We start from the raw sequence: 22,714 nt of genomic DNA, 5'->3' as shown, positions 1-22,714 counted from the left end.
CATGCTGTACGACACGTTGACCGACGCCATCGGCCGGACGCCGCTGGTCCGGCTGCGCCTCGGCGCGGACCGCGGCGTGGAGGTCTACGCCAAGCTGGAGCTGCAGAACCTCTTCGCGATGAAGGACCGGGTCGCCCGCAACATCATCCTGGAGGCCCGGCGGCTGGGCACGCTGCGCCCCGACGCCGCCGTCGTGGAGAGCTCCTCGGGCACCATGGCCCTCGGCGTCGCCCTCGTCGGCCGTTCGCTCGGCCACGAGGTCCACATCGTCACCGACCCCCGCATCGACCCCGTCACCCTCGCCAAACTGCGTGCCCTGGACTGCCGGGTCCACGTCGTGGGCGCCATGACCAGCCACGGCTGGCAGTCCGCCCGCCTGGAGCGGCTCGCCGAGCTGATGGCCGAACTGCCGGGCGCCTTCTGGCCGCAGCAGTACACCAACCCCGACAACCCCGGCGCCTACCGCGACCTGGCCGGCGAACTCACCGCCGACCTCGGCCACATCGACACCCTCGTCGGCGCCGTCGGCAGCGGTGGCTCGCTGTGCGGCACCGCCCGCGCCCTGAAGGAGACGCTGCCCGCCCTGCACGTGGTCGGCGTGGACTGCGTGGGCAGCGCCCTGTTCGGGCAGCCCGACGTGCCGCAGCGGCTGCAGAGCGGCCTCGGCAACAGCCTGCTGCCGAAGAACCTCGACCGCACCCTCGTCGACGAGGTCCACTGGCTCAACGACCACGAGGCCTTCGCCGCCACCCGCGACCTCGCCCGCGAGCAGCAGATCTTCGGGGGCAACACCTCCGGTTCCGTCTACCGCGTCCTCGGCGACCTGGCCCGCCGCGCCGAGCCCGGCACCCGTGTCGTCGGCATCATGCCCGACCGCGGCGACCGCTACGCCGAGACCGTCTACAGCGACGCGCACTGGGACGCCCACCGCCTGCGCGACCTGCCCGTCCCGCGGCGGCCGGCCGCGGTGGCACCCGGGGACACCGCGCTGAGCTGGTCCGCGCAGTCCTACCGCGCGCCCGCCGACGTGCGGCGGCACCTGGTCTTCGTCGAGTCCAACACCACCGGCACCGGCATGATCGCCCTGGACACCGCGCGCGACCGGCTCGGCCTCGCCCCGGTCCTGCTGACCGGCGACCCCGACCGGTACCGGGGGCTGGCCGCCACCGGCGCCGAGGTGATCCGCTGCGACACCACCTCCGACGCCGCCCTGCGCACCGCCGTGCAGGAGCGCTTCCGCCGCGAGGAGATCGCGGGCATCACCACCACCAGCGACTTCTACGTCCCCGCCGCGGCACGCCTGGCGCGCTGGCTCGGCCTGCCCGGAAACCCGCCCGAGGCCGTCGCCGCCTGCCGCGACAAGGCCGCGCTGCGCGCCCTGCTGGACGCGGCCGGGGTGCGCCAGCCACGCCACGCCGCAGTGCGCGAACCGGCCGCCGCGGCCGCCGCCACCGCCCGGACCGGACTGCCCTGCGTGGTCAAACCGGCCGACGACTCCGGCTCCGTCAACGTCCTGCTGTGCCACGACGCGGCGAGCGCCGCCGGCCACGCCGCCCGCGTCCTCGCCGTCACCACCAACGCCCGCGGCATGCCGACCGCCGGCACCGTCCTGGTCGAGGAGTACCTGGACGCCCCCGAGTACAGCGTGGAGATGGTCAGCTGGGACGGCCGGGCCGAGTGCGTCGGCATCACCGCCAAGTCGGTCACCGGAACCCCGCACTTCGTCGAGCACCGGCACCTGTTCCCCGCCCCGCTGCCCGCCGGGGCCGCGCAGCGCATCACCGAGACGGTGACCGCCGCCCTGGACGCGGCAGGGATCCTGGCCGGCGCCACCCACACCGAGGTGAAGCTCACGCCCGACGGACCCGCCGTCGTCGAGATCAACCCCCGTCCCGCCGGCGGCATGATCCCCGAACTCGTGCGCCTGGCCACCGGGATCGACCTGCTGGAGCAGCAGCTGCGGGCCGCTGTCGGACTGCCCCCCGTCCTCAAGCGCGCCCACGACGCCCACGCGGGGATCCAGTTCGTCCTGCCGCCCGCGGACGGTGTCCTCACCGCCGTCGACGGCACCCGGGAGGCGGCCGCCGTGACCGACGTCGAGGCGGTCGCCGTCACCGCCGCGCCCGGCGCGGCCGTCCTGCGCCCCCGCAGCGCGGGCGACCGCATCGGGCACGTCATCGCCTCCCACCCCACCGCGCAGCGCGTCACCGAGGCCCTCGACGAGGCGCACCGCCTGGTCCGCCTCACCGTGGCCCCCCGCCCCGCGCCGTGACCGTCGCCACCGGCGACCCGCACCCCTCCTCGCGCCGTACGGCCCCCGTCCGCCGTACGCCGCATCCGCGCCGTACGGCCCGTCCGTGCCGCGCCACCGACCCGAGCGGTACGCCCCGTACCGCCACCAGCCCGCGCCGTACGCCCGTACGGCGTGCCGACGCGAACCGCATCCGAGGTGACCGAGCCATGAGCAACCCCTTCGAGAACGACAACGCCTCCTACCTCGTCGTCCGCAACGACGAACTCCAGCACGCGCTGTGGCCCGCGACCCTGCCCGTCCCCGCCGGCTGGACCACCGTGCACGGCCCCGACTCCCGCGGGGCCTGCCTCGACCACGTCGAGGAGCACTGGACCGACATGCGCCCCGCGTCCCTGGTGGCCGCCCTCGACGGGACCGCCCCCCGTGACTGACACCGCGCTCACCCCGGCCGGCCCCGCGACACGGCTGCCGGCGGGCGGCACCGGCCCGGCGGAGTCCGGAGCCGGCCGCCCCCCGCAGGACCCGGCCGCGATCCTCTGCGCACTGATCGCCGACGTCCTCGGCACCCCCGCCGTCGACCCGGGGCAGAGCTTCACCGGCCTCGGCGGCGACAGCATCCAGGCCATCCAGGTCGTCAGCCGCGCCCGCCCCGCCGGACTCCTGCTCAGCACCCGCGACGTGCTGCGCAGCGAGACCGTGGCCGCGCTCGCGGCCGGCGCCCGCGCCGTCGGCGGACCCGGCGCCGGCGCACGGACCGCGGCGCCCGCCCGGCGCACCGGGCCGCTCGCCCCCACCCCGATCATGGCGTGGCTCGGCGAACTCGGCGGCCCCGTCGACACCTACCACCAGACGCTCGTCGTCCGCAGCCCCGCCGGCTGCGGCCGGGCCGAGGCCGTGCGCATCGTGCGGGCCCTGCTCGACACGCACGACGTCCTCCGGATGCGGGTGCCCGGCGGCGCCGCCGCGGCCGGGGACGCGCCGTACCTGCCACCGCCCGGGACCGTCGACGCCGACCTGCTCGTCGAGCACCACGACGTGCGCGCCGCGGCCGACGCCGACCTGCCCGGCCTGACGACCGACCGCATCCGCGCCGCCCGGCGGCTGCTCTCGCCCGCCGACGGCGTGATGCTCCGCGCGATCCTCCTCGACCGCGGCCCGGACCGGCAGGGCCGGCTCGCCCTGGTCGTCCACCACCTGGCCGTCGACGGCGTGTCCTGGCGCATCCTCCAGGACGACCTGCGCTCCTGCTGGGCACAGCTCGCTGCGGGCGCCGACCCGGCCCCCGAACCGGCGCCGACACCGTTCGCGCACTGGGCCGGACTGCTGCGCGCCGACGCCGTCTCGGGCCGCCGCACGGCCGAGGCGGACCGCTGGGCCGGCATGCTCCGCCCGGCCCCCGAACCGCTCGGCGGGGTGTGCGCCCCGGACCGGCTCGACGCCGAGAGCGCCGCCCACCGGCTCACCCTCACCCTGCCGCCCGACGTCACCGGGCCACTGCTCACCACCGCGCCCGGCCTCGTCAACGGAACCGTCAACGACGTCCTGCTCACCGGGCTCGCCCTCGCCGTCCTCGGCTGGCGGCGGCCCGTCACCGGCGACGCGGACGGCGGCACGGTCCTCGTCGACGTCGAGGGCCACGGCCGCGAGGAGATCACCGACGGGCTCGACCTGTCCCGCACCGTCGGCTGGTTCACCACCGTCTACCCGGTCCGCTTCGCGCTCGGCCGCCCCGACCTCGACGACGCCCGCGCCGGCGGCCCCACCGCGGGTGCCGTGCTGCGCCAGGTCAAGGAGGCCCTGCGGGCCGTCCCCGACCACGGCATCGGCCACGGCCTGCTGCGCCACACCAACCCCCGCACCGCCCCCCGGCTGGCGGCGCTCGGCATCCCCGAGCTCGGCTTCAACTACCTCGGCCGCTTCCCCATGGGCGACACCGCCGACTGGGCCGCCGCCCCCGGCCACGACGTCGCCCTCGACGACGCCGACGAGGGCCTGCCCATGGCCCACGCCGTCGAGGTCAACGCGGCCGCCCACGAGGGCCCCGGCGGGCCGGTCCTGAGCGCCACCTGGACCTGGGCGGGCAACGCCCACCCGGCCGGCCGGGTGCGGGCGCTGGCCGAGGAGTGGTTCGTGATGCTGCGCGCCCTCGCCCGCCACACCGCGACGGCCGGCACCGCCGCACCGACCCCGTCCGACGTGACCCTCTCCGGCCTCAGCCAGGCCGACCTCGACGCCTTCGAGTCCCAGCTCCGAGGAGTGCTGTGATCCCCCTGTCCCACGCCCAGCGCCGCCTGTGGTTCCTGTGCCGCGACGGCGACCCGGGCGGCCTGCACAACATCCCCGTGGCGCTGCACCTGCGGGGCGCCCTCGACCGCACCGCCCTGACCGGCGCCCTGGCCGACGTGACGGACCGCCACGAGGCCCTGCGCACCGTCCTCCCCGACGACGGCGGCGACCCCCGCCAGCACGTGCTGGAGCCGGGCACCGCCCCCGCGCACACCGTCACCGTCCGCCCGGCCGCCGAGCACCGGGACCTGGCCCTCCGCGCCGCCGCCCACCCCTTCGCCGTCGCCACCGAGACCCCGTTGCGCGCCGAACTGTTCACCGACGGCGCCGGGGAGCACCTGCTGCTGCTCGTCCTGCACCACATCGCCGGCGACGGCGCCTCCCTCGACGTCCTGGTCCGCGACCTGGCCGCCGCCTACACCGCCCGCCTCCTCGGCGGCCGCCCCGACTGGCCCGAACTGCCCGTGCAGTACCCGGACTACGCCCTGTGGCGGCACGAGGTCCTCGGCGCCCCCGACGACTCCGGATCCCTGCACGCCCGCCAGCTCGACCGGCGGGCGCACGCCCTGCGGGGCCTGCCCGACGAGCACGCCCTGCCCACCGACCGTCCCCGCCCCGCCGCCGCCACCCACCGCGGCGCCGTGGTGACCGCGCGGACCGGCGCCGCCGCGCACGCCGGGCTCGCGGCGCTCGCCCGCGAGCGGCAGGCCACGCCGTTCATGGCCGTCCAGGCCGCCTTCGCCGCCCTGCTGACCCGGCTCGGCGCCGGTACCGACCTGCCGCTGGGGTGCCCGGTCGACGGCCGCGACGACGAGGCCCTGCACGACCTCGTCGGCCTCTTCGTGGACACCGTGGTGGTCCGCGCCGACACCTCCGGCGACCCGTCCTTCACCGACGTGCTGGACCGCGTCCGCGACGCCGCGCTCGACGCGCACGCCTGCCGGGACCTGCCGTTCGACGCCCTCGTCGAACGCCTCAACCCGGCCCGCTCGCCCGGCCGCCACCCGCTGTTCCAGATCGCCGTGGCAGGACGCCGCGACACCGGCGGCACCCCGCACTTCCCCGGACTGCGGGTGCGGACGGAGCCGGTGCGCACCGCCACCGCGAAGTTCGACCTGACCCTGGAGGTCGACGAGCACCACGACCCCGCGACCGGCGAGCCCGCCGGGATCGCACTGGCGCTGGAGTACGCCGCCGACCTGTTCGACGCGGACACCGCCCGGCGGCTCCTGGACCGCCTGGTCCGCCTCGCCGACGCCGCCGTCCACGACCCGCACGCCCCGATCGCCGCCCTCGACCTGCTGACCCCGGCCGAGCGCGCCGACCTGCTGGACGGCTGGCAGGGGGCGCCCGCCGAACCCTGCACCGGCACCGTCGACACCCTGTTCGCCGCGCGGGCCGCTGCCCACCCGGACCGCACCGCCGTCGTCTGCGGCGACCGGCGGACGACCTACGGCGAACTCGACGCGCACTCCGGCCGGCTGGCCGCCCGCCTCGCCGCGCTCGGGGTCCGTCCGGGCGACACCGTCGCGGTCCTGCTGGACCGCTCCGCCGACCTCGTCGCCGCCTGCCTCGGCGTGCTGAAGGCCGGCGCCGCCTACCTGCCGCTCGACGCGCGCGCCCCGCGGGCCCGGTCGGCGGCGATCGTCGCCGGGGCCGGCGCGGCCGTCCTCGTCGGCGACCCCGCGACGGCGGCGGACCTCGGCCTGCGGCACGCCCCGCCCCCCGGCGAGGACGCGGACCCTCCCCACGGCACCGCCCCGGACCGGTCCGCCGCGCACCCCGACGGCCTCGCCTACCTGATGTACACGTCCGGCTCGACCGGAACCCCCAAGGGCGTCGCCGTCGCCCACCGCGAGGTCGTCGGCCTCGCCCTGGACCGGCGCTGGCGCGGCGGCGCCCACGAACGCGTCCTCCTGCGCTCCCCGCACGCCTTCGACGCCTCCACCTACGAGCTGTGGGTGCCGCTCCTGAACGGCGGGCTCGTCGTCGTCGCCCCGCCCGGGGACCTCGACGTCAACGCCCTGGCCGACCTGATCGCCGGTCAGCGGGTCACCGGCACGTTCCTGACCGCGACCCTCTTCAACGAACTCGCCGACCGCTGCCCGGAGCGGCTGTCGGGGCTGCGCGAAGTGATGACCGGAGGGGAGGCCGCCTCGCCGGCCGCCGTCGCCCGGGTCCGCGCCCACTGCCCCCGCACCACCGTCACCAACGCCTACGGCCCGACCGAGACGACCACCTTCGCCGCCACCTTCGCCCTCGCCCCCGGACAGGACGCCCCGGCCGGGCAGATCCCCGTCGGACGGCCCCTGGACGGCACCCGCCTGCACGTCCTCGACGACCGCCTCGCCCCCGTGCCGCCCGGCGTCCCCGGGGAGCTGTACATCGCGGGGGCCGGACTCGCCCAGGGCTACCTCGGCCGCCCCGGGCTCACCGCCGAGCGCTTCACCGCCTGCCCGTCCGGACCGCCCGGCACCCGCATGTACCGCACCGGCGACCTCGCCCGCTGGAGCGCCGACGGGCAGGTCGAGTACCTCGGCCGGGCCGACCGGCAGGTCAAGATCCGCGGCCTGCGCATCGAACCCGGCGAGATCGAGGACGCCCTCGCCGGGCACCCGCACGTCGGCCGGGCCGCGGTCACCGTCGTCGCCACCCCGGCCGGGCCCGCCCTCGCCGGATACGCGGTGCCCGCCGAGGGAGCCGCCCCCGACCCTGCCGCGCTGCGCGCGCACCTGCGGACCGTCCTGCCGGAGTGGATGGTGCCGCTGACGGTCACCGTCCTGGACCGGCTGCCCGTCACCCCGAACGGCAAGACCGACCTGGCCGCGCTGCCCGCCCCGGTCGCGCCCGCCGCCGAACGGCCCTACCGGGCCCCGCGCACCGGGACCGAACGCCGCCTCGCAGCCCTGTGGGAGCGCCTCCTCGGAGCCGAACGGGTCGGTCTCGACGACGACTTCTTCGCCCTCGGCGGACACTCCCTGCTGGCCACCCGGCTGCTGGCGGAGGTCCGCTCCGACCTCGGCGCCGCGGTCACCGTGCGCCGCTTCTTCGCCGGCCCGACCGTCGCCGAACTCGCCGCGGCCGCCGACGCGTCCGCGCCCGTGGACGAACCGCCGATCGTGCGCCGCGCGCGCCGCGCCCCCGCCGTCTGACCACCGACCGACAAGGAACACCGTGAGCCCCACTCCCGCCCCGGACCCCGCAGGACCGGCCGCCTCCTCCGCACGGGTCGAGGACGTCCTGCCCCTCGCCCCGCTCCAGGAGGGCATCCTCTTCCACGCCCTCTTCGACGAGGACGGGCACGACGTCTACGTCGCCCAGCTCCTGTTCGACCTGACCGGCCCCCTGGACCCCGCCCGGCTGCGGGCCGCCGCCGACACCGTGCTGCGCCGGCACGCCAACCTCCGCGCCGGCTTCCTGCGCCGCGCCTCCGGAGCCCCCGCACAGGTCGTCCAGCGCGACGTCACCGCGCCCTGGGAGGAGCGGGACCTGACCGGACTCGCCGGGGCGGACCTGCAGGCGGCCCTGGACACCCTGCTCGCCGAGGACCGCGCCCGCCGCTTCGACCTGGCCCGCCCGCCGCTGCTGCGCCTCGCCCTCGTCCGCACCGGCCCGCTCAGCCACCGCCTGCTGCTGACGTACCACCACATCCTGCTCGACGGCTGGTCCTGGCCCGTCCTCGTCCGCGAGCTGCTCGCCCTGCACGACGCGGGACCCGGGGACGCGGCGCTGCCCCCGGTCACCCCGTACGCGTCCTTCCTGGGCTGGCTCGGCACCCGCGACAGCGACGCGGCCCGCGACGCCTGGCGCGGCGCCCTGGCCGGGCTGACCGGCGGCAGCCGCACCGCTCCCGTCTCCACCGCGCACGCCGGCGTACTGCCGCACCGCGTCGAGACCACGCTGACGCAGGACCTCACGGACCGGCTCACCGCACTCGCCCGCACCCACCGCGTCACCCCCGGCACCCTCCTGCAGGGCGCGTGGGCGCTGCTCCTCGGCAACCGGCTGCGCTCGGACGACGTCGTCTTCGGCGCGATCGTCAGCGGCCGCTCCCCGGACCTGCCCGGCGTCGCCGACATCGTCGGCCTGTGCATCAACACCGTCCCGGTGCGCGTCCGCATCGACCCCGCCGAGCCCCTCACGGACCTGTTCGCCCGTCTCCAGGACGAGCAGGCCCGCCTCATCGAGCACCACCACCTCGGCCTCACCGAGATCCAGCACACCGCCGGAGCCGGAGAGCTCTTCGACTCCTGCGTCGCCTACCAGAACTACCCCGTCGACGCCGACGGGCTGGCCGCGCTGTCCGCGGGCGACCTCCGGGTCACCGGCGTCGACCCGCACGACGCCGCCCACTACCCGCTGTCCCTCACCGCCATCCCCGGCGAGCGGCTGCGCCTGCAGATCGACCACCGGCCCGACGCCGTGGACTCCGCCGAGGCCGGAGCCCTGCTGGACCGCCTGGTCCGCCTGCTCCGGGCCGTCGCCGACGACCCCCGGCAGGCGGCCGGGTCCGTCGACCTGCTGTCGCCGGCCGAGCGCCACCGCGTCCTGGTCGGGTTCAACGACACCGCCCGCGAGGAGGACTACGCCGAAGTGGCCGACCGCGTGCGGAGACAGGCGCGGCAGCGGCCGGACGCCGTGGCCGTCACCGACGACACCGGCCGCTCCCACACCTACGCCGCCCTCGCCGCCCGCGCCGACGCCCTCGCCGCCGGGCTGCGCGCCGCCGGAGCCGCCGAGGGCGACCTCGTCGCCGTCCTCAGCGAGCCGACCGCCCGGGTGCCCGTCGCCCTCCTCGGCATCCTCGCCGCGGGCGCCGCCTACGTGCCCCTCGATCCGCAGGGCCCGGTGACCCGCACCGCCGGCCTGCTGGCCGCCGGGGGAGTGACGTGGCTGCTCTGCGCCCCCGAACAGCGGGACCGCGCGGGGGAGATCGCCGCCGCCGTCACCGCCCACCCGGTCCGCGTCCTCGACCTCGACACCGCCGCGGCGGCCACCGCCGCACCCCCGCCGCCCCCCACCGCGGGACCCGACCGGCTCGCCTACGTCTGCTTCACCTCCGGCTCCACCGGCCGGCCCAAGGGCGCCATGGTGCACCGGCGGGGCATGAACAACCACCTGCTCGCCAAGCTCGACGACCTCCGGCTGACCCCTGCCGACCGCGTCGTGATGAACGCCCCGCTCACCTTCGACATCTCGGTGTGGCAGATGCTCGCCCCGCTGATCACCGGCGGCCGCGTCCACCTGGTCTCCCGCGACGCCGCCCGCGACCCGGCGGCCCTGTTCGCCGCCGCCGCCGAGCACGGCATCACCGTGCTGGAGACCGTGCCCTCCTTCGTCCGCGCCGCCCTCGACCTGTGGGACTCCGGCGCCCCGGACCCCGAACTGCCCGCCCTGCGCTGGTTCGTGGTCAACGGCGAGGTGCTGCCGCCGGACCTGTGCACCCGCTGGTACGCCCGCCACCCGGACGCCGCGATCGTCAACGCCTACGGCCTGACCGAGTGCTCCGACGACAACACCCACGCGTTCATCGGCCACGACGTCGACGCGCTGCTCGAACAGGGCCGGCTGCCCGTCGGCCGGCCGCTGCGCAACAACCGCCTCTACGTCCTCGACCAGGCGCTCGCCCCCGTGCCGCCCGGCACCCCCGGGGAGCTCTTCATCGCCGGCACCGGAGTCGGCCCGGGCTACCTCAACGACCCGCGCCGCTCCAGCGAACGCTACGTCCCCGACCCCTACGCCACCGTGCCCGGCGCCCGCATGTACCGCACCGGGGACCTCGCCCGGCTGCGCGCCGACGGGCAGCTCGACTTCCTGGGCCGCCAGGACCACCAGGTCAAGATCCGCGGCAACCGCATCGAACTCGGCGAGGTGGAGACCGCGCTGCGGGCCGTGGACGGCGTCGGCGACGCCGTCGTCGCCGTGGACCGCGACGGCGCCGGCCAGCAGCGGCTGCTCGGCTACGTCACCGGCAGCGCCACCGCCGACGGCATCCGCGCGGCCCTCTCCCGCACCCTGCCGTCGTACATGGTGCCGTCGCTGCTGCTGCACCTGCCCGCCCTGCCGCTGACCACCAACGGCAAGGTCGACCGCAAGGCCCTGCCCGACCCGGCGACCCTGGCGCGACCCGCCGGACGGGCCCCGGCGACGCCCGGCGAGGAGGCCGTCTGCGCCGTCTTCGCGGCCGTCCTCGGACTGTCCTCCGCGGGCCCGGACGACGACTTCTTCGCACACGGCGGGCACTCGCTGCTCGCCACCCGCCTCACCGGCCGGCTGCGCGCCGAACTCGGCGCCGACCTCACCATCCGCGAACTGTTCGAGACACCCACGCCCGCCGGTGTCGCGGCCCGCCTCGCGTCCGCGCGCCGCGCGCCGGTCCGGCCCGTCCTCCGCCCCCGCGCCCGTGACGGCGCGTGAGCGGCACCCCCGCCACCGACCCCCGGCCGCCCGGCCGCGTCCGCGCCCGGCCGCACCGACCAGGAGACCCCGTATGAGCGCCACCGAGCACTCCGTACCGATGCTCGTCGCCCGGCAGGCGGCACGCACCCCCGACGCCCCGGCCGTGGTCGCCCACGACGGCGAGCTGACCTACGGCCGGCTGGACCGGGCGGCCCGGCGGCTGGCCGGGGAACTGCGCGCCGCCGGGGCCGGACCGGAGGACACCGTCCTCGTCGGCGTGGCCCGGGGCGCCGCCTGGGCGGTGGCCGTACTGGGGATCTGGTACGCGGGCGCCGCCCTGCTGCCCGCCGACCCGGCGACCCCCGGCGAGCGGCTGCGCACCCTGCTCGCCGCGGCCGGCACCCGGCACGCGGTCGTCGCGGACCACGCGGCCGCCGCAGCCCTCCACGAGCGCTGCGGCACCGCACTGCTGTGGGCGTCCACCGCGGCCGCGACGGCCACGATCCGGCCGGACGGCGCACCGGCGGACGCCGCCCCCGCGGACCCCGCACCGGGCGCCCTCGCCTACGTGCTCTTCACCTCCGGCTCCACCGGTCTGCCCAAGCCGGTCGCGGTCGGCCACCCTGGACTGGCCCGGCAGAGCAGGGTGCTCGCCGAGCGGTACGGCCTGACCGCCGAGGACCGGGTCCTGCAGTTCGCCGCCCCGGCCTTCGACGTGGCCCTGGAGGAGGCCCTGCCCACCTGGTGCACCGGCGGCGCCGCCGTCTTCGTCGCCGACAACGTGGCCGCGCCCGGCGAGCTGGAGCCCTTCCTCGCGGACCGGCGGGTCAGCGTGGCCAACCTGCCCACGCCGTACTGGGCGCAGTGGGCGAAGGACGTCGAGCGCCGTCCCCGGCCGCTGCCGCCGGCGCTGCGCCGGGTGGTCATCGGCAGCGACGCGGGCCGCACCGCCGACCTGGTGCGCTGGTACGCCGCCGGCGGGCCGCCGGTCACCAGCGCCTACGGCCTGACCGAGTCGACGATCACCGCCACCTGCCACGAGGCGCACGCCGCCGCGCTCGCCGGGGCCGACGGCGAGGAGGTGATCCCGCTCGGCGTGCCGCTGCCCGGCGTGCGGGCCCACGTGCTGGACGAGGACCTCGCCCCGGTCGCGCCCGGGGCGGCGGGCGAGCTGTACCTCGCCGGGCACTGCCTGGCCCGCGGCTACCACGGCCGGCCGGCGCTGACCGCGGAGCGTTTCGTGCCGGACCCGTTCAGCGGGGGCGCCGGGGAGCGCATGTACCGCACCGGCGATCGCGTGCGCCGCTCGCCGGACGGCACGCTCCGCTTCCTGGGCCGCGCCGACGACCAGGTCAAGGTGCGCGGCCACCGCGTCGAGCTCAAGGAGGTCGAGGCCGCGGTGGCCGCCCACCCGGACGTGGTCGACGTGACCGCCCGTGCGGTGACCCGCCGCGGCGAGGTGCAGGTCGCCGCCTACGTCGCCCTGGCGCCGGCCCGCGCAGCGGACGGTGCGGACGTGCGCCGCCACGTCGCCGCCCGCGTCCCCGCCCACCTCGTGCCCGCCCACGTGGTCGTCCTGCCCCGCCTTCCGCGCACGCCGGGCGGCAAGCTCGACCCCCGGGCCCTGCCCGGCGTCGCCGACGGCTGACCACCGCCCGCCCGCACCCCTCCTCAGACAAGGACCACCCCCGTGTCCCACCCCACCGCCGCCTCCGGCCCCGCCCCCGACGCGGACACCGCGCCCGGCCCGACCCCGGACGGCCCCGCTCCCGCCCCCGGCGCGGCCGTCCCGGAGGAGGGCGCCGCCCCCGGCCCGTCCCGCCGGCAGCGGCGCGACTTCCGGCGCTTCATGGCGTCGCACATCTGCAACGAACTGGGCAGCAGCATCACGTACGTCGCCCTGCCCCTCACCGCGGTGCTGACCCTGCACGCCAACGCCTGGCAGGCCGGCCTGCTCGCCGCGGCGGAGCAGGCCGCGTTCCTGCTGCTCGGACTGCCCGCCGGCGCCTGGGTGGACCGGATGCGCCGACGCAACGTCATGATCGCCGCCGATCTGGCCCGCGCCGTGCTGCTCACCGCGGTCCCGGTGGCCTGGCTGCTGGACCTGCACTCCATGCCGCTGCTCTGCACCGTGGCGCTGCTGCTCGGCTGCGCCCGGCTCTTCGGGGACGTCGCCGACCAGAGCTACCTGCCCACCCTGGTGGGGCGGTCCCCCCTGGTCAGCGGCAACTCACGCCTGGAGACCGTGCGTTCGGCGGCCGAACTGGCCGGTCCCGGCATCGCGGGCTTCCTCGTGCAGCTCCTGGGTGCGGTGGGGACGCTGGCCGGGCAGGCCGTCACCTCCCTGGTCTCCGCGGTCCTGCTGGGCCGGATCGAGGTACGGGAGGACCGCCCGGCACCGGCCGCGCGCACCCGGCTCGCGGCGGAGATCCGCGAGGGGCTGCACCACGTCCTGGGCAATCCCGTCCTGCGGGTGATCGCCCTGAGCACGGCCTCCGTCAACCTCTTCCTCAGCGGGATCTTCGCCCTGGAGACGCTGTTCCTGACCCGCACCGTGGGCTTGGCGCCGGCGGCGGTCGGCTGGGTCCTCACCTCGGCCGGCGTGGGCTCGGTCCTCGCCGCGCTGGTCACCGAGCGGCTGTCGCACGCCGTGGGCGCGGCCCGCCTCACCTGGCTGTCCCTGCTGGTCGCGATGCCCTTCGGCCTGCTGCTGCCGATGGCGGGGCCCGGCTGGCGCATCGGCCTGTTCGTCCTCGGCGCCCTGATCCAGTCCGGCGGCGTCACCGCGTACAACATCTGCCAGGTCGCCTACCGGCAGACCGTGTGCCCGCCGCACCTGCTGGGCCGGATGACGGCCACCATGCGCTTCCTGGTGTGGGGGATCCTGCCCGTGAGCGGCCTGCTCGCCGGTGCGCTCGGGCAACTGGCGGGTGTGCGGGGTGCGTTGTGGTGCCTGACGGCCGCCCTGTCGGCGACCCCGCTGATCCTGCTCTGCTCCCGGCTGCGGCGGATGCGCACCTTCGAGGACGGACCGGCTCAGTAGCCGGGGCCGTACCCCAACTGGAACGCCAGATGCGCCAGTTGCGTCCGGTTGACCGATCCGGTCTTGCCGCGCAGCCGGCGCACGTAGGTGTCCACCGTGTGCGGACTCAGCCCCATCCGGCGGGCGATGATCCGGTACGTGTGGCCCTGGGCCAGGTGCGCGAGGACCTCCTCTTCGCGGGGCGTGAGGGAGGCGAGCCGGGGGGTGTCCGGGCGGGTCTCGGTCAAGGCGGCCTCCGGTGAGGGGGATGCGGGACGCCGGACGGTGTCCGGAAGTATTGCGGCGGAAAACGCTCTCGACAGGGGATTCATCGGCGAATGGGCGTGGTTCACTCTGCTCCTTCGGGTCCTCCGGCGGCATCGAACATTGCCAACTCGCCGCCGCGGATGCTCCTGAACAGACTTTCGTCCTGCTTATGCTGACGCCAGGGGGAGGACACCTCACCAAGGTGCCTGGCAGCAAAGCGACCCGGGGCGAAGCATGCAAAATGGGGCAAGAGTGTTGTCTGATCTCAATGACGTCGATCTCGACGTCTACAGCTGGGTACTGCAACACCGCACGATCGGCGTGGAGGCCGTCGCCGCCGGTACCGGCCGCGACCCGGACGAGGTCCGGGTCAGCGTCGAGCGGCTGCTCCGCGCCCAGCTCCTGCACCGCAAACCGGGCGACGACGCGGCCGCGTTCGCCGTGGCGCCGGACACCGCCGCCGCCCGGCTCGCCGCGCCGCTGGAGGAGGAGATCCGCGAACGCCAGCGCGAGATCAGCGGCATCCGCGAGGACCTCGGGCGCTTCGTGCCCCACTACCTCGAACGCCGCCAGACCGGCGAGGCCCTGGAGGTCCTGGAGAACGTCGAGGACGTGCGCGGCGCCCTCAACCGTGCCTCGGCCCAGTGCCGCCGCGAGGTGCTCACCTGCCAGCCCGGCGGCGGCAGCCGGGTGCCCGCGGCGATGCAGGAGGCGCTCGAGCGCGACGAGGTGATGCTCAGGCGCGGCATATCGATGCGCAGCCTCTACCACCACACGGCCCGCTTCAACGGCCCCAGCCAGGCGTACGTCGCCGCGGCCTCGGCGCTCGGCGCGGAGTACCGCACGGCCCACGAACTCTTCGGCCGGCTCATCGCCTTCGACCGCGAGCTGGCGTTCATCCCCGTCCGGGACGGCAGTTGGGGTGCCGTGGTCATCCGGGAGCCGTCCACCGTCGCCTACCTGTGCGACATCTTCGACCAGACCTGGGACCTGGCCACCCCGTTCTCCAACGCCGTCGGACAGGGTCTGGAGGAGGTGGCCCGCGAGATCCACGAGACGATCATCCGGCTGCTCGCGGCCGGCCTGAAGGACGAGGCCATCGCCCGGCGGCTCGGGATGTCCCTGCGCACGGCGCGCCGCCACATCGCCGACATCATGGAGGAACTCGGCGCCGGCAGCCGGTTCCAGGCCGGCGTCGCCGCCGCGGTGCGCGGTCTCCTCGACGACCCCGCCGGGACCGGGCCCCGGCCTGGGGACGGATCCGCCGGCGCGGACCTGCCCGAAGGGGCCGCGGGGCCACCCTCCGGGGAGGCCTCGCGCGGGGGCTCCGCCGGCCCCTGACCTGCCCTCCCGGCCGGTCCCGGCCGCCTCCGCCGGCCCCTCCCGCCCCGCCGCGGCGCACGGGAGCGGACCCTCCGTGTGTGTCACGTGATTCCGGGAACGCGTTTCCGTGGCTGGTGGCCGCCCGGCCGCGTGCAGGATGCTTCCCCGATGGGACCTCGGCATGGGGTCCCGTGCGCACGGCCGGACGCGGTGCGCCAGGTGAACGCGGCACGACAGAGGGGCGCACGATGAACATGCCGGTCGACGGCCCGGCGGCGGGTCTCGCGGCGGGTCCGTCGGGCCGGCCGGAGGCGGCGCGTGCCGAGGACGCCGAGGACGGCGACCCGTCAGCGGTCCACCTGCGGGAACTGGCGCTGTTCCTCTCGGTCCACCTGGACCGCGCGCCGGGCGTGCTGTGGCCGGAGGACGTCCATCCGCTCCTCGACGGCCTGCCCGACGGCGACGACGCGGCCGACGCGGTGCGCGCGGACCGCCTGGAGCTGCTGGCCTCCGGCCTGGCGGAGCTGACCGGGCTGGCGACCCGCGCGGTCGCCGGCGGCGTCGGGACCGGCGGGGACGAAGGAGAGGGCGGCGACGGGGACGGAACCGGCGGGGCGTCCGTGCCACCGGGGCATCTGCTGGTCCATCAGATCGCGGGCGCGGCCGTCTGGAGTCTCGCGGAGGGCCGGGAGGGCGGCGGGCCCTGCGCCTCGCTCCGCTACCGCCTGCGCTCCGGCGAGGTCCTGTACGTGCCCGACGGCTGGTCCCGCCGCGCGGAGCCCACCTCGGGCGCACGCTGCACCGTGCTCGTCCTCGGCTCCACGCCGCCTTCTCCGGCCGGTGTATGACGGTCCGTCATCAAGGCATTGCCGGAGAACGGCCGAACGAGGCGCCTCGCGGTGAGGAGCCTCGTTCCGTGTCCGGTCCGGCCGCGCGCCGCCGACCCGCGGTCGGCCCGCTGCGGGTCAGCCGCCCCAGGACGTGTCGTCGATGTTCCTGTTGCCGTGGCCGCCCTGCGCCGAGCCGGTGACGACGACGTGGGTCCGCTCGTCCGCGGCGGTACGGTCGCCGTGCCGGGCGGCGGCGGGCAGCAGCAGGGCGCCGGCGAGGACGGAGAGGGCCGCCGCGGCCAGTGCGAGACGCTTCATCATGGTGTTCCCCCCAGGGAGTCAAGGGCCGGGCGCGGGGTGGATCACCACCTGGTCGGTCCGCGCCCTCCGTTCGGTGGCTTGCGGGATCAACCCTGCCGCCTCCCGGCCCCGAATCGGTCCGCCGCGGCACTCATCAAACTGCCTGGCCCTAAAATGAGGGGCGGCAAAACCCCTCATTCGGGGCGAATCGGCCGATGAGCCGGGGGACTTCCCTGTGCGGAACATCCCATTCCTGGCATGCGCGGGCCGCCGGCGGGGCCGGGGTGACGCAGGCCGAGCCCCGTGGATCTCCCGGTGGCCGCGATGGCGTGGTCGCGGCGCGAGGGGTCGAACTGCCGGACGGACCGGACGCCGGCCTGCGGCGAGGTCGGCGGCAGCGATCCGCGGTCGTGAGTGGGCATCGCGGGGGGTCTCCTCGGTCGGATCGGTCGGTCGACGACGACACGAGGATCACTTTCCATGAAGACTCAACGGCGCGGGAAGTCCCCGTAATTCGCCTCTTGACAGGTGCGCGGGCGGCACCGTCGCATTCCGGTACCGCACGTCCGGCCGCGCGGGGCGGCCCGGCCGCACGCCGGACGGCCCCGCGCCCGGGCGCCCGCCGGCGCCCGGGGCCGGAGGGTCAGCCGCGTCGGACGGTGAACTCCCGGCGGCGGACGCGCAGCAGGGTGCGGCCGCCCTCGGACGTCACCTTGGCCCCTTCGCACACCGCCCTGCCCTCGACGGCCACGACCGCCTCGTCGCCGAGCGCCCGGAACGACACCGCGCTGCCGCCGACACGGGTGATCTCGGCGGTGGCGTGGGCCAGGTGGAGCCCGCCCACCTTCAGGTCCAGGGGCAGCATCGCCGCGCTGCGGCCGGCCAGATGCAGCGCCGCACCCCCGAACAGCGCCTTCCCGCGCTCGCTGACCGTTACCGACTGGGCGTATCCGGACGTGGTGTTGAAGGCGTGCAGCAGGCGGCCGCCGTCCGCGTTCCGCGTGGTGAGGAAGAAGACGCCGGGGGCCGTGACGGCCGAGTGCGCCAGCCCCGGTGCGGCGCCGAGCGCCTTGAGCGCCGCGCCCCAGAAGACCAGGTCGCACGGGTAGGCGGTGGTGACCACCACGGCGCTGCCCCGCCCGAGCGGCACGTCGAAGGCGCATCCCTCACCCGTGGACACCTCCCGCAGCACCGTGCTGCCCCGATCGGCCCGCCACAGCTGGGCGTTGGGCACCCGCACCTCGGGCCGGCCGGCGGCCCAGCCGTGCCCGGTGACGGAGAGCCAGAACCGGTCGGCGTCGGTGAGGGTCCGGCCCCCCGACAGGCCCAGTGCGTCGGCGAGCACGGTGCACGCCCCGTCGGCCATGTCCTTCACCGGCAGTCTGCCCGACAGCAGCAGCCGCCCCCCGGACCGTACGTAGGTCACCAGGCGCTGCTGGAGCTTCGCGTCCAGGTGCTCACCGCTCGCCAGGGCCAGCACCGGTACCCGCCGTGGGTCGAGGTCCCCCGCCTGGAGGTCGACGCTGTCGTAGCGGACGCCGCCGAAGAGCAGGGCGCGGGTCAGGGAGCCGCGGGGGCCGAACCCGCGTGCGGGCTCCAGGTCGCTCAGCACCCGCTGCACCGTGTCGCTGCCCGGCGGACGGTACTCCGTCAGGTAGTGGTCCGGCACGAAGCCGAGGGACACCCCGTCGGTCTGCGGCCGCATGGTCGCCAGGACGGGCGCCAGCGCGTTCACCGCGGCGAGGGTGCTCCGGGTCGAGTCGTACGTGATCCCCTTCGTGCCCTCCGGGGTCACCGGCGCGGCGAAACCGTGCCGTTCGCCGGTGATGCCGATCCGGTCGTTGCCGTCGCCGACCGGCTTGTCGAGCTTGGGGTTGAACCCGCCCGCGAACAGGTAGTAGTTGAGCAGCCGGTGCCCCTGCGCCAGGCACAGCCGGGTCTTCAGGTCCAGCCCGGAGGGGCCGATCTGCGCGTCCTTGTCCTCTCCGTAGTCGCCGCTGCCCGCGTCGAACTCCAGTGAGGCCAGCGGCTGGTGCCGGTCGTGCACGGCGTCCATGAAGGCGTTCATCACGTACAGGTCGGTCACGTTGTTGACCGTCAGGTCGTTGAGGTACATGTCCGACCCGGAGATCATCCCGGGCACCCCGGCGTAGCTCTCCATGAGCTGGCTGATGCCGATGGGGAAGGAGGCCCCGTGCCCGCCGCCGGTGCCGTGGATGTTGACCGCGAACGGGATTCCCGTGATGCCGTTCTCCTCGGCCCAGCCGCGCAGCGTCCTGATGTACTCGGCGTGGCGGCCGCGGAAGAAGACCCCGAGGTCGTGCATGAGCGCCGCCGCGTACCCGTCCTTCGGGGCGCGGACGGCCGCGAGGCGCGCGGGGAGCGCGGCGCCGGCGAAGGGGTAGCGGTCCGCGAGGCGGTCGCCGTAGGTGTGCCGCAGCCAGGCGTCGAAGTCCTTCGCGGTGTGGTCCGTCAGGTCCGGGCCGTTGCTGACCCAGGCGAGCATGCCGACCTCGTTGTCGAGCTGCACGCCGATCACACCCGGCCGGCCGTGGCCCGGCAGCCGCTTCGCGATCACGGGGACGACGGTGTCGTACCAGCGCCGGGCCTCCTTGAGGAAGGCGGGGGCGAGGTAGTCCACCTGCTGGGCCGTGCCCGGATCGCCGTTCCAGCCCTTGGTGTTGATCTCCGGGTGCTCCCGGCGCACCCGGGCAGGAATGCCCTCGCCCTTGAGCTCGGCCATGGTGAACGGTCCCGGACGCGCGATCACATGGAAGCCGTTCGCGACGCACAGGTCGAGGAAGGCTCCGAGGTCGCGCTCGGGACGGCTGTGCCCGGTGACGTCCAGGGACCCGTCGGGCAACTCGTGCCACATCCACGGGATGTACGTGGCGATGGTGTTGAGGCCCGCCGCCTTGGCCAGGTCGAGCCGGGACTGCCAGTCGCCCCGCTTGAGCCGGAAGTAGTGGATCTCCCCGGCCAGGACGATCGTGGGCCTGCCGTCGACGAGCAACTGCTTGTCCCGGTAGGTGACCACGGCTCCGGCCCTGCGCGGGGCCGCGGAGGAGGCGGCGGCCCGGGGCTCCGCCGCCGCGGCGGCGGTCGCGACGGGCAGACCTCCGGCCGCGGCGGCCGCGCCGGCGGCGAGCCCGCCGAGGACGGTTCTGCGGCCCGGGGACAGGTGGTGCGTCATGGCGGCTCCAAGTCGGGGGAGGTTGGGGGGTGGCCAGGAGGCGGCGCTACTGTAAGCGCATACAGAAAGCGCATACAAGAGGCGTGGTGTGCGGTTTCCGGGGTGGTTCCGAGGGTGCGGAGGCGCGGCCGCGACGCGCGGCCGCCGGGCGTGATCCGCTGACGGGGGAGGCCCGCCGGGGCCCCGCTGCGGGGCCTCCGGGCCGGCGCGGCGGCACCGGCCGCGGACCGGGCCCACGGTCCCGGGGCCGGGTGGATCCCCTCGCCCGCGAGTCTCCGGAGCCGCACCGGGCGACCGCTCCGGCCGGAGCCGCACCGGACGACCGCCCCGGCCGGAGCCGCACCGGGCGACTGCCCCAGCCGGAGCCGCACCGGACGACCGCTTCAGGGTGCCCCGTGCTGCTTCCGGGGTGGCGCCGGATGTCCCCGCGGACGTGTCCCGCGCGCCCCCGACGCCGCGTGCCGTGCCGCTCCAGGACGCCCCGTGCACCCCGGTCACCGGCGGTTGTGCACGTCAAAGAATGATAAAATCAGGTCATTTGTCCCCATCTTGTGGTGCAGTCATGAGACCTGATCGAGCCGGCGGCGACGCCCCGGGCCGTTCGCGCCGCCTGTCCCTGGCGGTGGCGTGCGTGCCCCTGCTCGTCGCCGGGTGGGCCCTGCCGCCCGGCGCGGGCCCCGCGCACGCGCCGGACGCGCCCGCGACGGCGGCCCGTCCCGCCGGGCCCGCCCGGCCGACCGCCTCCGCCGCGGTGCGAACCGCCGATCCCGGCCCGTCGGACCTGCGGCGCATCGACCCCGCCGCGTTGCGGTCCGTGGTCGAGCAGGCGGCCCACCGGCTCATGGTCCCGGGCGCGGTGGTCCTGCTCCGCACCCCGCAGGGGACCTTCCGTGTCGGCGTCGGCACCGCGGAGCGGGGCGCGGACCGGTCGCCCACCACCGCGGACCACATCAGGATCGCCTCCAACACCAAGACCATGACCGCGGCGCTCATCACCCTCCTCGCCCAGGAGGGCCGCCTCCGGCTGGACGACCCGGTGTCCGCCTACGTCCCCGGGGTGCCGGGCGGTGAGCACATCACCCTCGCCGAGCTGCTCACGATGCGCAGCGGCCTGTACGACTACACCGCGGCACCCGAACTGGCGGCCGCCCTGGACGCCGACCCCGGCCGGTCCTTCACCCCGCGGCAGATGCTCGACCTCGCCTTCCGGCACCCGCCGAACTTCGCTCCCGGCACCTCCTACGAGTACAGCAACACGAACTACCTGCTGCTCGGCCTCGTCGCCGAGAAGGCCGGCGGCCGCCCGCTGGCCCGCCAGTTCCAGGACCGGCTGTTCGCCCCCCTCGGCCTGACGGGAACGTCCCTGCCCGACGCCCACGACGTGTCCCTGCCCGCCCCCTACGCCCACGGCTACATGTACGGCGGTACGGCCTACGCGCTGGTCGACCGGCCCTACCCCGCTGCGATGCAGGCCGCGGCCCGCTCCGGGAGGCTCGCGCCGCTGGACTACACCCACCAGAACCCGTCCTACGCCACCGCGGCCGGCGGCGTCGTGTCCACCGCCGACGACCTGGCCACGTGGATCCGGGCGCTGGTGACGGGCAAGGTCCTCGGCCCCGTGTACCAGCGGGTGTGGCGGAACAGTCCGCGGCCCGAGGACCCCGCCGCGCCGGCCGGGCGGAAGTACGGCCTCGGCATCTCGTACCAGCGCTTCGGCCCGCACGCGGCGATGTACTACCACGGCGGCGAACTGCCCGGCTTCAACTCCTTCATCGGGCACGACCCCGAGCACGGTGTCACACTCGTGATCTGGACCGGCCTGACCCTGTCGCCCGACGGCCGCACCACGGCCAACGCCCTGCTGCCCGCCGTCCTCGACCAGGTCTACGCCGGCCTCTCCCTCTCCAAGGGCGGCTGACGGAGACGGAGTGCGCGGGGGCGCCCCCGCTGGCACATCCGGATCCCGCGGCGGCGGTGCCGGGCGAAGAAGCGGACCGCGCTGTCGGCCTCGAACCGCGGAACCTCCTTGTGCCGGCCCGCGTTGGCGTGCAACGTCTTGTCCTTCGAGGCGAAGGCGTCGAACAGCGCGAGACCGGAGGAGCGCGGGATGTGCTCGTCGTCCCACTGGAGCACGTACTCGACCGGGACGGTGATCCGCCGCGCCGTGTCGGCCAGGGGGTCGTGCCAGAACATGCCGAAGACCGCGGCGGTGATCCTGGGTTCGGCTGCCGTCAGAGGCACGCCGATCGCGGTGCCCATGTTCAGGCCGAAGTAGCCGACCGGCCCGCCGGGGCCGATCTCCGGCAGTTCCTGGAGCGCGTCCAGGACCGCCAGCCACTCCGGCACGGCGCGCTCGGCGAGGTGGGCGTTGTAGCGGACGACGATCGGGCCGACCGGCTCACCCGCCGCCATCGCCCTCTGCATCGTCGCGATCTCACGCTCGTCGTGCGCGGTGCGCGGCCGGCCGCCGTGACCGGGTGCGTCGATGACGGCGACGTGGAACCCGCAGCCGGTGACGAGGCGGTGCGCCCGGCCCGACATGGCCGGCGCCTTCTTGTGGGTGCCGCCGCCGTGGCCCATCAGCACCAGGGGCGCAGGACCGGCCGTACCGGTGACGGATGCGGGCGACCAGAGCACCCCGGGGACCCCGTCGACGGCGAAGTCGCGTGCGCGGACGCCGTCCGACGTCGTTTCCGCGGTGAACTGCAGTGTCTTCATGAGGTGTTGCCTTTCGGGAGTGCCTTGCTTCCGAGGCGCTCCCGGCGACACCTACGTCGTCCGCCCGACCATGACGGCGAGGGGGAGCACCCACACGGTTCCTGCGTTCACGGGTCTCACCT

14 protein-coding genes are annotated in these 22,714 nt (G+C 76.0%); 10 read left to right on the top strand and 4 right to left on the bottom strand.

What is annotated here, in order from left to right; translation table 11 throughout:
* Nucleotide 1: 1 nt before the first annotated feature.
* The 7 genes from P3H78_RS12840 to P3H78_RS12810 all read left to right on the top strand — a co-directional run bounded on the left by P3H78_RS12840 (nucleotide 2) and on the right by P3H78_RS12810 (nucleotide 13,982).
* On the top strand, nucleotides 2-2,272 hold the full coding sequence (locus P3H78_RS12840; RefSeq protein ID WP_276109055.1) for a pyridoxal-phosphate dependent enzyme: 2,271 nt from the start codon (nucleotides 2-4) through the stop codon (nucleotides 2,270-2,272).
* Nucleotides 2,273-2,460: 188 nt separating this feature from the next.
* Nucleotides 2,461-2,685 carry an MbtH family protein gene (locus P3H78_RS12835; protein WP_276109054.1) on the top strand — a complete coding sequence of 75 codons (225 nt, stop codon included), beginning with the start codon at nucleotides 2,461-2,463 and terminating at the stop codon, nucleotides 2,683-2,685.
* Nucleotides 2,678-4,519 carry a condensation domain-containing protein gene (locus P3H78_RS12830; protein ID WP_276109053.1) on the top strand — a complete coding sequence of 614 codons (1,842 nt, stop codon included), beginning with the start codon at nucleotides 2,678-2,680 and terminating at the stop codon, nucleotides 4,517-4,519. Before P3H78_RS12835 ends, P3H78_RS12830 begins: the two co-directional genes overlap by 8 nt.
* A complete protein-coding gene (locus P3H78_RS12825) occupies nucleotides 4,516-7,692 on the top strand; it encodes a non-ribosomal peptide synthetase (RefSeq protein ID WP_276109052.1) in 3,177 nt (1,058 codons plus the stop codon). The genes P3H78_RS12830 and P3H78_RS12825 overlap by 4 nt, the downstream gene beginning before the upstream one ends.
* 22 nt (nucleotides 7,693-7,714) lie before the next feature.
* Nucleotides 7,715-10,957 carry a non-ribosomal peptide synthetase gene (locus P3H78_RS12820; protein WP_276109051.1) on the top strand — a complete coding sequence of 1,081 codons (3,243 nt, stop codon included), beginning with the start codon at nucleotides 7,715-7,717 and terminating at the stop codon, nucleotides 10,955-10,957.
* 73 nt (nucleotides 10,958-11,030) lie between these two features.
* Nucleotides 11,031-12,587 (top strand): amino acid adenylation domain-containing protein, encoded by a 1,557-nt coding sequence (locus P3H78_RS12815; RefSeq protein WP_276109050.1) that lies wholly within the window; start codon nucleotides 11,031-11,033, stop codon nucleotides 12,585-12,587.
* Between the two features lie 42 nt (nucleotides 12,588-12,629).
* Entirely contained in the window at nucleotides 12,630-13,982 is a 1,353-nt protein-coding gene (locus P3H78_RS12810; protein ID WP_276109049.1) for an MFS transporter, read from the top strand.
* On the opposite strand, the gene P3H78_RS12805 is transcribed toward P3H78_RS12810, so the two are convergent.
* The gene (locus P3H78_RS12805; RefSeq protein WP_276109048.1) at nucleotides 13,976-14,209 is read right to left on the bottom strand and encodes a response regulator transcription factor; all 234 of its coding nucleotides are present in this window, start codon (nucleotides 14,207-14,209) and stop codon (nucleotides 13,976-13,978) included. The two genes, P3H78_RS12810 and P3H78_RS12805, sit on opposite strands and share 7 nt — an antisense overlap.
* Nucleotides 14,210-14,483: 274 nt before the next feature.
* On the opposite strand from P3H78_RS12805, the gene P3H78_RS12800 reads away from it, so the two are divergent.
* Together P3H78_RS12800 and P3H78_RS12795 are read left to right on the top strand one after the other, a co-directional pair.
* Entirely contained in the window at nucleotides 14,484-15,569 is a 1,086-nt protein-coding gene (locus tag P3H78_RS12800; RefSeq protein ID WP_276109047.1) for a helix-turn-helix transcriptional regulator, read from the top strand.
* A 230-nt stretch (nucleotides 15,570-15,799) separates the two neighbouring features.
* On the top strand, nucleotides 15,800-16,399 hold the full coding sequence (locus P3H78_RS12795) for a hypothetical protein (RefSeq protein WP_276109046.1): 600 nt from the start codon (nucleotides 15,800-15,802) through the stop codon (nucleotides 16,397-16,399).
* A 117-nt stretch (nucleotides 16,400-16,516) separates the two neighbouring features.
* On the opposite strand, the gene P3H78_RS12790 is transcribed toward P3H78_RS12795, so the two are convergent.
* Both P3H78_RS12790 and P3H78_RS12785 read right to left on the bottom strand, forming a co-directional pair.
* A complete protein-coding gene (locus P3H78_RS12790; protein WP_276109045.1) occupies nucleotides 16,517-16,702 on the bottom strand; it encodes a hypothetical protein in 186 nt (61 codons plus the stop codon).
* A gap of 622 nt (nucleotides 16,703-17,324) precedes the next feature.
* Nucleotides 17,325-19,874 carry a beta-galactosidase gene (locus P3H78_RS12785; protein WP_276109044.1) on the bottom strand — a complete coding sequence of 850 codons (2,550 nt, stop codon included), beginning with the start codon at nucleotides 19,872-19,874 and terminating at the stop codon, nucleotides 17,325-17,327.
* A 562-nt stretch (nucleotides 19,875-20,436) separates the two neighbouring features.
* Between P3H78_RS12785 and P3H78_RS12780 the strand changes: the two genes are divergently transcribed.
* On the top strand, nucleotides 20,437-21,792 hold the full coding sequence (locus P3H78_RS12780; RefSeq protein ID WP_276109043.1) for a serine hydrolase domain-containing protein: 1,356 nt from the start codon (nucleotides 20,437-20,439) through the stop codon (nucleotides 21,790-21,792).
* Here the strand turns inward: P3H78_RS12780 and P3H78_RS12775 are convergent.
* Nucleotides 21,759-22,592 (bottom strand): dienelactone hydrolase family protein, encoded by an 834-nt coding sequence (locus P3H78_RS12775; protein WP_276109042.1) that lies wholly within the window; start codon nucleotides 22,590-22,592, stop codon nucleotides 21,759-21,761. The genes P3H78_RS12780 and P3H78_RS12775 overlap by 34 nt on opposite strands.
* Between the last annotated feature and the right edge of the window lie 122 nt (nucleotides 22,593-22,714).

This window comes from Streptomyces tropicalis, assembly GCF_029269835.1.
In the GTDB taxonomy this organism is placed as follows: domain Bacteria; phylum Actinomycetota; class Actinomycetes; order Streptomycetales; family Streptomycetaceae; genus Streptomyces; species Streptomyces tropicalis.
The sequence above is the reverse complement of the archived record's forward strand: the minus strand, read 5'-3'. Positions and strand labels throughout refer to the sequence as shown.